The following is an 11,238-nucleotide window of genomic DNA, read 5'->3' on the forward strand; positions in this document are numbered from 1 at the left end:
CGTATAAACTCTGCGAAAGTTTATCTTCTTCTGTTAATGGTATTGAACTTGCCACGATGACATTATCAGGCAAAGATTTAGTTGTCGAGGTTAAATCGATTTGAGTTATTTGTGCTTTATATGCTGGTTTGCTCTCTGAAAAATGTGTAACACCATTTTTATCTTCCCAAGTAAAAATTTCGGCAGAAGCTGAAACTGAGAATAAAATAGTTAATAGCGTTAAAAAATAGTGCATACGTATCTCTCTCAATTAAAGGTCAAATAATAGTGTATTTGATTTTTTAAAAATGGCAATATAATTTTCAAAAAAGAGGAAAAAATCGTGGCATGTCAATTCTGTGACAAAAATGTTTTTAAGGAAAAACTGGGGCGCTGTAAATTTTGTATGTGGCTTAACTTCTTTTTGCTGGTTGCGAGTGCTACTGGCTGGTTTATTTGCTATCAATCGGCCCCTAAACAGGTTGAAACAATTGCTTTATTATTAACATTAATTGCCAGCTCGCTATTAATGATTTTACATATAGGCGCTTATATTTATTACCGTTATAAAGGCATAAAAAATCCTACGGAAGATAAACACAACCCAAAATAGCATCTTGCTGTGCGCCAGTTACGGTTTTAAGTGCAATAGGGGTTTTTAATATTCGCTGCTCAGCCAGCCAGGCAAACGCAATCGCCTCAACAAACATAGGATCAATATCTAAGGCATTGCTATCATTAATATTATGTAATGGCATTAAGCTTTGCAACCGTGCCATAAGTAATGGATTTAAGGCCCCACCACCACAGACAAAAACATCACACGGCTTGCTTTGCTGTCTGATTTGCTCACTGATGGTGATTGCGCTGAACTCTAATAGTGTCCGCTGAATATCGGCGTCTAAAAATGAGTCGTCCTTAGACTGAGTTAACTGCTGTTCGAGCCAGGCAAGGTTGAATTTTTCTCGGCCTGTGCTTTTCGGGGCGGATTGTGCAAAGTAAGGATCGGTTAATAATTGCTTTAATAATCCTGATAGTACTTTTCCCTGTTTGGAAAAATGTGCATCTTTATCAAAACGTTTATCTTTTACTTTATTAATCCAAGCGTCCATCAGTATATTTCCCGGGCCGGTATCGTAGCCAAGTACTTGTTTATCTGATGTTAATAGACTGACATTGGCAATGCCGCCAATATTGAGGATGACACGGTTTTCATCTTTTTTAGCGAATAAAGCCTGGTGAAATGCAGGTACTAATGGTGCGCCCTGGCCTCCATAGGCCATATCCATACGTCTAAAATCAGCGGCACAAGGAATGCCTGTTTTGGCAGCAATCAGGTTGGCATCACCTATTTGCTGGCTAAAAGGAAACTTGGCAAGTGGGCTGTGGAAAATGGTTTGCCCGTGACTGCCAATGGCGCTGATTTGCCCTGCATCAAAATGGTTTTCTTTAAGGAGTTGATTAACCGCATCTGCGCAGGTTAAAGCAAATAGATGATCAACTTCACCAAGTGTTTGCAGATCGACATGTTTATCCTGGCAGATTTTTAAAAGCTGCAAGCGTAATTTTTCAGGCAGATCGGGGGCAAAACCGGCGATCTGTTTAAAAGCAGAGGTTGTACGTTGTGCAATAACCACATCAATGGCATCCAGGCTAGTGCCTGACATGATGCCAATGTAGTAGTTGCCGATTGCAGACTTAGGTAAGTCGGACATTTAGATTACGCGGGAGAACTGTTGTTGGCGTGCTTTAGTGCGTAAATAAATATCAAAACACATGCAGATATTGCGGATTAATAAACGCCCTTTGGGTTGTACTGTGATTGTTTCCGGCGTTATTAAAACCAGTTGATCATCAATAAAGCACTGTAATAATTTAGTATCTTCAGCAAAATAATCGTCAAATGTTAAGTCAAATTTTTGCTCAATCTCTTTAATGTCTAATTTGAAATTACAGATCAGTTTTTTGATCACCTCTCGGCGAATCAGATCATCCTGATTAAGAGCCACGCCACGCCATTGTGCATGCCCTAGCTCATCAATTTGGCTGTAATAGCTTGCCAGTTTTTTCTGATTCTGTGAATAAGTATGACCAATTTGGCTGATTGCCGATACACCCAGCCCGAGAAGATCGGCATCTTCCTGCGTGGTATAACCTTGAAAGTTACGATGCAGAATGCCTTGTTGCTGTGCAATAGCCAGTTCATCATCCGGTTTTGCAAAATGATCCATGCCGATAAATTGGTAACCCGACTGGGTTAAAAACTCAATGGTATATTGCAGTATCTGCAATTTTTCAGCTGCTTTCGGCATATCATCTTCATTAATTTTACGCTGCGCCGCAAAAAGAGCAGGCATATGTGCATAATTGAAAATTGATAAACGAGCAGGATCTAACTCCACTACTTTTTCTAAAGTATGGGCAAAACTTTGTTTTGTTTGCAGAGGTAAACCATAAATCATATCTAAATTGGTTGATTGAAAACCCTGCTCTTTAGCACGTGTTAATAGCTTGATAATAAATGCTTCGTCTTGCTCGCGATTAACCGCTTTTTGCACCTCTTTATTAAAATCCTGCACACCAAGACTGAGGCGGTTAAAGCCCTCTTGGGCAAGATGATCTATGGTGCTTAACTCAATTTCACGCGGATCGACTTCGATACTTAATTCTGCGTCTTTTTTAAAATTAAAGTTGTCACGCAATACCTTCATTAAACGTGTAATTTGAGCTGGTAATAAGAATGTTGGTGTGCCGCCACCCCAATGCAGTTGGCTTACCTGGCGAGAGCTGAAATGAGGCGCTTGAATTTTAATTTCTCGTTCAAGGTAATCGAGGTATTTATCTGCTTTCTCTTGGTGACGTGTGATCACTTTATTACAACCACAAAAATAACAAAGTTTATGGCAGAACGGGATATGGATATAAAGTGAAAGAGGGCGAGTTGGGTAAGTTTTACTGGCGCTGATTAATTCAGGGTAAGTAAAACTCTGATCGAACTCTAATGCAGTAGGGTATGAAGTATATCTTGGACCACTGTAATTATATTTCTCAATTAGCGCTTGATCCCAAACGAGCTTTTCCATTGCTATCTCTCTTCTCTTTTTGCTGTGAATTTCAGAGTGAAAAGCTCTCTAGTTGTGAGGCTTCTTTGATGATTGTCTCTTCAAGTTCAGCTTCAAAAACCTGTCGTTGCATATCCAGTCTTTTAAGCTCTTTTACTGCGACTTTTTTACGCTGCTCATGGGTAGGCATATCTTTTACTTTATTAAACATTTCCGACAAAGCAGGGTATTCATCTTCTATATCAATTGCTTTTTCAAGTAATAAGGTTTCCAGTAAGACTGTTAAGCGAATGGCCGCTTCTGAAATATTACACTGCTTTTGCGCCGTAGCGCGGGCAATAAAACGAATACTTTCACAAATGTTGTCATTTCGCTGTTGTTTTTTTAATGTCGCTTGTGCTTTTTGCTGCTCTTCTCTTTGCAGATTCTGAGCTTTGTGCATTTTGATTTTACTCATCAAAATGCCTGCGTAAAACGCTAAACCGATAATAATAACAACTGAAATAGCAGCCAGTAAAAGATCAAAATCCATTTTTATACTCGTTATTTTTTGAATTCATCTAACGCTGAACCCGCGTCTTCGAATTGTTGTAGAAGATCTTCTTCTCCATCGTCATCCAACCAGCCAAGCTCCTGCATTAACTGCTGATGGCGTTGTGTTTGTTTATCAACCCATGATTGATCAGTTTGCGAGATGCTCTCATCATTATCAAGTTGTTCCAATAGATCGCTTAAGCGCTGATCATTTTCAATTAAAGCCAGCTCTTTTTCTGGTGATAGTTTCGCTTCAACTTTGCTTTTAATCACTTTTGCTTTCGGCTTAAGTTGTACTTTGGGAGTCTCATTTTGTACTTGTTCTTCAACAATCAGCGGTACCGCTTTTTGACTACCGATACGCTTTTCATTGATAACTTGCTTGGCATTTTTCTTCTGTGTTTGTTTTGACTCTGCAGCATTACGAGCACCAGATTTATTACCTTTTAGTTTACTTTTACGTTTTTTGTCACGAGCTTCTTGTGCTTGTGAGGAGGTTTCTTTGCGTTGACCACTGAATTTTTCTTCTGAATTGCCTGCGGTGCGACTTTTTTTGGTACGAGACATGATTATTTACCTTTCATTTTTTAATACTGTGCTTGCATTTTGCTTTGTGCTGGATATGTGCAGAATAGCAGATTTAAGAGTGTTTAAAAAGCGTAGAAAAAAGACGTTTATAGTATGAAACGTCTTTTAAAAGAGAGCTGAAAAGTGCTGCGGTTAATGTAATGCTGAAATATATTTAGAGAGCAGTTCAATATCTGCATCGTTAAGTTTAGCGGCAATGTCGGTCATCATACTGTTTTGATCATTATTGCGTGCTTTGCTACGGAATTTTTCAAGCTGTGCTTTTAGGTAAGCTGGATGCTGGCTGGAAATTTTAGGAAATTTTGCAAGCTCTAAACCATTTCCCCGTGGACCATGGCAGGCTGTACAAGCTGGAATTTTGCGCTGTAAATCACCGCCCATATAAAGTTTTTGTCCTGCATCAGCAATCTCAGCAGCTACCGTTTCTGGTGCTGTAGTTTGGGTCGTGTAATAAGCGGCAATATCTTTAATATCTTGCTCTGAAAGCGATGCAGACATACCGAGCATGATTGGCTCATTTCGCTCGCCATTTTTGAACTGTTGTAACTGTTTTTCCAGATAACTTGCATGTTGGCCTGCTAATTTAGGGTAAAGGTTTGACGGGCTGTTTCCATCAGCACCATGACATGCAGTACAGGTCACTGCTTTTGTCTTACCTGCTTCAATGTCACCCTGTGCTTGCACTGAGACTGAGAAGGCAAGTGTGACAATTAATGTCATTAATAATTTATTCATAACTATCCATTTTTTTCTTAAAGTATGTACAATGAGCTTCAAATAAAACAGGTGTAGTTTACACAAGTTTAATAAAAGTAACAATTTTGCTACATGAGTAAAACGAGGCATATCTTGGAATTTCAAAAAATACATTTTCAAAAAGCGCATTTCTTAATTAGTGCACCAGATATTCGTCACTTAGATAAACATTTACCACCAGAAAGTGGTATTGAAATCGCGTTTGCAGGACGTTCAAATGCGGGGAAATCTAGTGCTTTAAATCGTTTAACACGACAAAAAAGTTTAGCGAGAACCAGTAAGACGCCCGGTCGTACTCAATTAATCAACGTCTTTGAAATTGAAGAGGGTAAACGTTTAATCGATTTACCGGGGTATGGTTTTGCTAAAGTGCCGTTAGAGATGAAGCTGAAATGGCAGCGTTCATTAGGTGAGTATCTGCAGCAGCGTGAATCGTTAAAAGGTTTAGTTGTTTTAATGGATATTCGTCATCCGTTTAAAGATCTTGATCAACAGCTTATTTACTGGGCTATTGATGCTGATATTCCGGTTTTAGCCCTGCTAACAAAAGCAGATAAATTAAAACAGGGTGCGCGCAAAGCGACACTGTTAAAAATGCGTGAAGAAGCGCAGCGTTTTGAAGGTGATGTTCAAGTTGAACTGTTTTCTTCTTTAAAAGGTTTGGGTGTTGATATCTTAGAGAAAAAAATTGCAGGCTGGTACGCGCAAGATGAACAGCAGATTTTGCCATTAAGTGAAGCTGAAGATTAATTGCTAGTAAGATTCACTGGGGGGCGGATAGTCTCCCAGGCGATTGTTCGCTAGCTCTTCTATGGCGACTTGATAAAGCATTTTTGAAAGGGAATTTATGCGTTTTTTAATGACGGTATTGCTGCTTGTTTGTTTGTTACCTCCTGCTACCAAGGTGCAAGCTATCAGTAATTCCATGGCGCAAACTGGATTTACAGGTTTATTGCGCATACCACATGCCGATGCTTTACCCTTTGGTGATTTTTCACTGAATTATCAGTGGGAAGATAATATTGATTATGATACTTGTTATGGTTGCGGAGCGCATAAAACCATATTAATGGGCGTAGGTTTGCTGCCCGGTTTAGAGTTTACGGTGCAAAATACGCATAAATTAATGAGTGATGGCCCTGAGTGGGGAGCTACACATTCGAGTGATCTCTCTTTTTCTGCCAAATATGACTTTAAACCTTTTTTGCCTGAAGACTGGTTTAGTTTTGCATTGGGTATGCAAGATTATGGTGGTGCTGCGAGTAAGCATCAGAATATGTATGCAGTTGCCTCTAAGTCAGTTTTTGCTGATACTTTTTATCATTTTCGTTTAACCGCCGGTTACGGAAAAGGTGATATTGAAAATCAAATGGGCAGTGATTATCTGCAAGGTATTTTTGCTGGCTTAGAATGGCAACCGACACAATGGTTACAGTTAGTAAGCGATTATGATGGAACGGGAATGAATGCCGGGTTCAAATTGTTTACAGCTGATAACTGGCTGCCTTATGGCTGGAAAGCAAATTTCACTTATCAAATTTATTCGGACTCACTAACGACGAATAGGGATAATCAGTGGTTGGGATTAGGCTTAACTCTGCCTTTAGCTGTTGGTACTGATGCAAAACGTTATAGCCGCAACGGGGTAAATGAGTTGTATCAGCTTGAGGCTGGGCAGCAACAGCAGATAAAAGAACAAATTTCAGAGAAACAACAACAGCAAAGTCAACAAGTAGAAGCGAATCTTCCTTCACTATCAACGCTTGCTCAAAAAGAACAGAAAAACCAGCAGAATGAGCGGTTACAAAAAATATTGGTTGAGTATGGTTTTGAGAATGTGCGTACTGGTTGGCGTGAAACTACATTAGTAGTTTCATTGGAAAATAATTTATTTAACTGGAATGAATTAGATGGTTTAGGTGTTGCTCTTGGTTTGATTGTCGATAATAGCGAGGCTGAATTATTTGAATTTTATCTGCTGAATAATCAAATAGCGGTTTTAAAGGTGGCTGGTAATAGCAAAACATTTCGAGATTATCTGCATCAGAAAGCAGAACAGCCAGTTAAAACACACGGTTTGAATATTTCCAGTCAAGCTATAGAGCTGCAGGATGTTGCCTGGTTTTCTGAAAAACAGGCATCAGGAAATTTTGTTCCTCGTTTTATTTTTTCACCGCACTTGCGCTCAAATATTGGTACTGAAATGGGGGTATTTGATTACTCTCTGGCATTGAGTAGTAATTTACAGATGTCTTTATGGCCGGGCGGGGTAGTGGATGTTCGTCATCTATTGCCAATTGCACATTCTGATAGTTATGACGATGGTCAGTATTTTGCTAATAGTCGCCATAAAAGTGAAGTAGACCGTATACTTTTCCATCAGGCGTTTGCTTTACCTGCTGGTTTCATTACCCAATTTAGTGCGGGGCAGGTATATAAATCTTACCTTGGTGCTTTAAATGAAACCCGCTGGGAATCAGAGGCTGGTGCACATCGAATCAAAACAGAAATTGGTGATTTTAGTCATGACAATAATGAATATAATTATCAACCTGCACTTGCCTCATACCGATATTATCTGCGAGATTTGGATCTTGCGCTAGAAGCAACCTATGGTCAGCATTGGTCCGGTGACTTGGGGGGGAGCTTAAGCATAAAGCAGTGGTTTGGCGATATGTCTGTGAACCTCACTTATCAAAATACAAGCTGTGACCTTTCAAAGACACAATATGCTTGTTCAGGTGACGGGTATGCTGAAAAACATGAGTATGCGGGGTTAACTTTCCAGTTCCCATTTGGTACACGTAAAAACTTATCTCCTGCTGTCGGTTTGCAGATTAAAACATTAGAGCAGTGGGGTTATGGTTATCGTTCGAGAATTAATAATGATGCTAACTATGTTGGCGGTAATCGGGCTGGGAAAACCAACCTGCAATATAATTTAGATCAACAATATTTTAACCGAGACCGTTTATCAAAAAACTATGTTGAAAGTAATCTGCTTCGCTTACGTGAGAGCTACACAAGATATATTAAATAGGTAAATATTGCATAGCTGGAAACACTGCTTATAATTAATGACTTGTTTTAGCGTAAGTTTGTCACTTGTCACTTGTTATTTGTTATTTGTTATTTGTTGTTGATACTTATTTTAAAATTTTGATTATAATGTTACATTTGCTGTTTAGTAAAAAACGAAAAATAAAATTAAAGGATATTGAAATATGAAACTGAACAAGTTAGTCATTGCTATGGGATTAGCAACAGCCTTTTTAACGGCTTGTAGCGATAGTAATAATGCTACTCAACCTGTTACAGCCATTGATGGTTACATTGTAAACGGTATAGTTACTACAACATGTGGTGGTTTTACTTATACAGGACGCACAAATGCATTTGGTGTTGCAGCACTGAATACCTCTGTTTTTACGCTTGCGGATTGTACTTCTACTACAGTCACTGGTGATGCTGATACTTTTGACTATGATTTGGGAGCCGATGTACCATGGACTCAGACAATGTCTACATTAGACGGTTTATCTGTTATTAATCCATATACAGATATTGCAGCCCTTGCTGTTGCAAATGATCCGACACTTGATAATGCGGGTGCATTAGAAGCGGTTTATACTATTTTAAATATTCCAGCTAGCTTAATTCCTGCTGGTACAGATCTGTTTGTTGATTTTGGAACTAATAATGCAGATTATAGTGAAGAGCAAGCTAAGTTAGCTGTTTTAGCTGAGACAACATTTGCAACACTGGTTGACCTTAAAGCTGCGGCTCCTGATGCAACGCCTGCACAACTTACAAATTTATACGCACAGGTTTTACCACAAGTTTCTGTTGCTGTTGACGATTATATCGAAGCAAACCCGACTTTAGATTTAAGCGAAGTTGCTTTCACTATTGATATTCCTTTACCGGAAGCAGTTGAATTTAACGAAGATGGGACTGTTATTATTACGTCTGAGCTTAAAGATATTGCAATTGTTGTCGATGACACTGTAAAACCAGAGCCAGCTACAACTCCTGATGATACACCTGATATACCTGATGCTACTGGCGGTACTGGTACTGGTAGTGATGGTGTTAACCAAGGTTAATATCATTCTGAAATAATGAAAAAGGCGCTAGATATAGCGCCTTTTTTTTGCCTTGAATAAAAGTAGACTTAGAGCCTGGAGGCTGCTAGCTAATGACTTAGGAGGGCATCTTTTCTTGGTAAGGGATTTGTATTTTAAAGTGTGTTCCTTGTTCACCCGTTACATATTGGATATCACCTTTAAGTAACTGCTTCACTATATTGTAAATAATATGCGTGCCTAAACCACTGCCTCCAGATCCGCGCTTTGAAGTCACAAAGGGATCAAAAATGCGATCGGCAATCTCATTCGGAATACCTTTACCTGTATCCCGATAATCTATATGTAATGTTTTTCCTTGGCGTTTTATCTCTATATAAATATCACACTTGCCTTGCCAGTTTTCAAAACCATGAATTAATGAATTAAGAATAAGGTTAGAATAAATTTGTGAAAAACTACCTGGAAAACTGTAGATAGAAAGATCTTCTGGACAGCTTACATACACTTGACCGGGAACTTGCTTGAGTTTGTGTTTGAGAGAGGTAAGAACCTGGTTAACATTGTCCGCTAATTTAAATGAGTAACAAGCTTCACTTGACTGGTCAACGGCGACCTGTTTGAAACTACTGACCAAATCGGCCGCACGATTTAGGTTGCTGTTTAATAAACGGCCCGACTCCGAGATGCGTTCGATTAAATTTTCGACATAACTGCGTGTTAAGCTATTGTCGCTTAGTTTAATTTTTAACAGATCAATCTCTTCTTGTAAGAATGAAGCCGCGGTGACACTGATCCCGATTGGTGTATTAATTTCATGCGCGACACCTGCGACCAGTCCGCCTAATGAAGCCATTTTTTCTGATTCTACCAACGTTAACTGAGTGCGTTTTAGTTGTTCTAAGGTTTCTGTTATCTGTTTGTTACTTTCTGTTAAGGCTGCTGTACGTGTATTGACCTTTTCTTCAAGTTGGTCGTTGAGTTGCTTTACTTCCAGCTCAATCTGTTTCTGTGGTGTAATATCATGACCAAAGCCGATTAAATATTTAATATTCATGCCTTCGTAAAAGGCTGAAAAGGTCCATAGTAGGGTATTTATTTCCCCCATCTGGTCATGCATATCAATTTCGATACCTTGGATGGCTTCATTGTGTTCAAGTTTATTCAGCATCGTTTCTTTTTGATCATCAAGAACAAAAATATCTAACCAATTCTTTTTGTGCAGTTCTTCCTGGCTATAGCCGGTTAAAATAACGGCTGCGGGGTTAATCGTCGATATTTTAAAGTCACAGTCTAAACAGCAGATAACCGTACTTGATGAGTTGATGATAGTTGCAGAGAAATCACGCTCTTGTTGCAGCTCTTCGATGGCTATCTTTTTATCTGTGAGTTCGGCAACGATCCTTTTCTGCATCTTATTGAGTAAATAAACAAGTTCATCAAGTTCATCATTGGAAGAGGAGGATCGGTTTCTACGGCCCTCTAAAATCAGATTTTTATTGTGAGTACTGAGCTTGATATTACGTGTATAAACTGCAATTTTATTAACATGGCGGATCACCATATAATAGATAATTAATAAAATACAGATTGAAACCACCATAGTTTTGATGGTTTGACTAACTAAAATAAGTAATGATTTTTCCATTAAGCGTTTATAAACTTCGTTTAGGGAAGCCGCAACAAACAGGGTACCAACAATCTCGCCTTGATAAACAAGGTTAAACTTTTTGCTGATATCAAATTTTTCTTGTAATGAACCCTGTTCAATCAAGGGTACTTCAGTATTGCCAAGCACCTCATGCACCCGAACATACTGCATATCCGAGAGCTTCATAATACCTTCTATCTGGATTTGAATTTGCTCTTCGTCAAGATTCCATAAACTGGCTGCCATCGGCTGTAAAAAACTTGATTCAATCTGATCGATACTTGCTTCAATTTTGCCAACATCTTGTTTGTAGTCCCAGGTTAATTGCACCAGGGTGATAATGATCGCAAGCGCACTACTGCATAATAGAATATAAGCAAGTAATCGATTGGATAGGCTGTGTTTTACTTTTAATGGCTTGAAGATTGAAAAAATCTTTTTTATTTGCATTCTGAAAAAACCTGAGTCATGGCAAAACTAGACTCAGTAGTTTGCCATAAGCAAACAGTTATCCCTACTGTTGTGCTCACAAAATGTAATTAATCGCTAATATTTTACTCATAAAAAGCGATACTTGATTTTT

General features: G+C 38.8%; 11 protein-coding genes. 4 read left to right on the forward strand and 7 right to left on the reverse strand.

From position 1 onward, the window contains the following. Positions 1–235 (reverse strand): DUF4124 domain-containing protein (locus AC4GME_RS13405; RefSeq protein ID WP_490379572.1); only part of this gene is annotated, 235 nt, incomplete at its 3' end. Between the two features lie 87 nt (positions 236–322). Here AC4GME_RS13405 and AC4GME_RS13410 point away from each other — a divergent pair. After that, positions 323–592 carry a DUF3624 domain-containing protein gene (locus tag AC4GME_RS13410; protein ID WP_490377369.1) on the forward strand — a complete coding sequence of 90 codons (270 nt, stop codon included), beginning with the start codon at positions 323–325 and terminating at the stop codon, positions 590–592. On the opposite strand, the gene AC4GME_RS13415 is transcribed toward AC4GME_RS13410, so the two are convergent. The 5 genes from AC4GME_RS13415 to AC4GME_RS13435 all read right to left on the reverse strand — a co-directional run bounded on the left by AC4GME_RS13415 (position 564) and on the right by AC4GME_RS13435 (position 4,898). Beyond that, positions 564–1,694: an anhydro-N-acetylmuramic acid kinase gene (locus AC4GME_RS13415; protein WP_490377370.1), complete on the reverse strand. Its 1,131-nt coding sequence runs from the start codon at positions 1,692–1,694 to the stop codon at positions 564–566. The genes AC4GME_RS13410 and AC4GME_RS13415 overlap by 29 nt on opposite strands. After that, positions 1,695–3,062, reverse strand: a complete 1,368-nt coding sequence (gene hemN, locus AC4GME_RS13420) for an oxygen-independent coproporphyrinogen III oxidase (RefSeq protein WP_490377371.1) — start codon at positions 3,060–3,062, stop codon at positions 1,695–1,697. It abuts the gene before it with no gap. A 31-nt stretch (positions 3,063–3,093) separates the two neighbouring features. Beyond that, a complete protein-coding gene (locus tag AC4GME_RS13425) occupies positions 3,094–3,573 on the reverse strand; it encodes a DUF2489 domain-containing protein (protein WP_490377372.1) in 480 nt (159 codons plus the stop codon). An 11-nt stretch (positions 3,574–3,584) separates the two neighbouring features. Next, positions 3,585–4,142 carry a Der GTPase-activating protein YihI gene (gene yihI / locus AC4GME_RS13430; RefSeq protein WP_490377373.1) on the reverse strand — a complete coding sequence of 186 codons (558 nt, stop codon included), beginning with the start codon at positions 4,140–4,142 and terminating at the stop codon, positions 3,585–3,587. A 153-nt stretch (positions 4,143–4,295) separates the two neighbouring features. Continuing rightward, on the reverse strand, positions 4,296–4,898 hold the full coding sequence (locus AC4GME_RS13435; RefSeq protein ID WP_490379573.1) for a c-type cytochrome: 603 nt from the start codon (positions 4,896–4,898) through the stop codon (positions 4,296–4,298). A 114-nt stretch (positions 4,899–5,012) separates the two neighbouring features. Between AC4GME_RS13435 and yihA the strand changes: the two genes are divergently transcribed. The 3 genes from yihA (at position 5,013) to AC4GME_RS13450 (ending at position 9,025) form a co-directional block, all read left to right on the forward strand. After that, a complete protein-coding gene (gene yihA / locus AC4GME_RS13440) occupies positions 5,013–5,669 on the forward strand; it encodes a ribosome biogenesis GTP-binding protein YihA/YsxC (RefSeq protein ID WP_490377375.1) in 657 nt (218 codons plus the stop codon). Between the two features lie 97 nt (positions 5,670–5,766). Beyond that, positions 5,767–7,959, forward strand: a complete 2,193-nt coding sequence (locus AC4GME_RS13445) for a YjbH domain-containing protein (RefSeq protein ID WP_490379574.1) — start codon at positions 5,767–5,769, stop codon at positions 7,957–7,959. Between the two features lie 184 nt (positions 7,960–8,143). Then, positions 8,144–9,025 (forward strand): hypothetical protein, encoded by an 882-nt coding sequence (locus tag AC4GME_RS13450; protein ID WP_490377377.1) that lies wholly within the window; start codon positions 8,144–8,146, stop codon positions 9,023–9,025. A 97-nt stretch (positions 9,026–9,122) separates the two neighbouring features. Here the strand turns inward: AC4GME_RS13450 and AC4GME_RS13455 are convergent, their stop codons facing one another. Then, entirely contained in the window at positions 9,123–11,105 is a 1,983-nt protein-coding gene (locus tag AC4GME_RS13455; RefSeq protein WP_490377378.1) for an ATP-binding protein, read from the reverse strand. Between the last annotated feature and the right edge of the window lie 133 nt (positions 11,106–11,238).

This window comes from Psychromonas sp. (genome assembly GCF_983033635.1).

Excerpts from the sequence above, each read along its gene's own strand:
- AC4GME_RS13415 (WP_490377370.1), bottom strand. The coding sequence starts at position 1,694 with ATGTCCGACTTACCTAAGTCTGCAATCGGCAACTACTACATTGGCATC.
- hemN (WP_490377371.1), bottom strand. The coding sequence starts at position 3,062 with ATGGAAAAGCTCGTTTGGGATCAAGCGCTAATTGAGAAATATAATTAC.
- AC4GME_RS13425 (WP_490377372.1), bottom strand. The coding sequence starts at position 3,573 with ATGGATTTTGATCTTTTACTGGCTGCTATTTCAGTTGTTATTATTATC.
- yihI (WP_490377373.1), bottom strand. The coding sequence starts at position 4,142 with ATGTCTCGTACCAAAAAAAGTCGCACCGCAGGCAATTCAGAAGAAAAA.
- AC4GME_RS13435 (WP_490379573.1), bottom strand. The coding sequence starts at position 4,898 with ATGAATAAATTATTAATGACATTAATTGTCACACTTGCCTTCTCAGTC.
- AC4GME_RS13445 (WP_490379574.1), top strand. The coding sequence starts at position 5,767 with ATGCGTTTTTTAATGACGGTATTGCTGCTTGTTTGTTTGTTACCTCCT.
- AC4GME_RS13450 (WP_490377377.1), top strand. The coding sequence starts at position 8,144 with ATGAAACTGAACAAGTTAGTCATTGCTATGGGATTAGCAACAGCCTTT.
- AC4GME_RS13455 (WP_490377378.1), bottom strand. The coding sequence starts at position 11,105 with ATGCAAATAAAAAAGATTTTTTCAATCTTCAAGCCATTAAAAGTAAAA.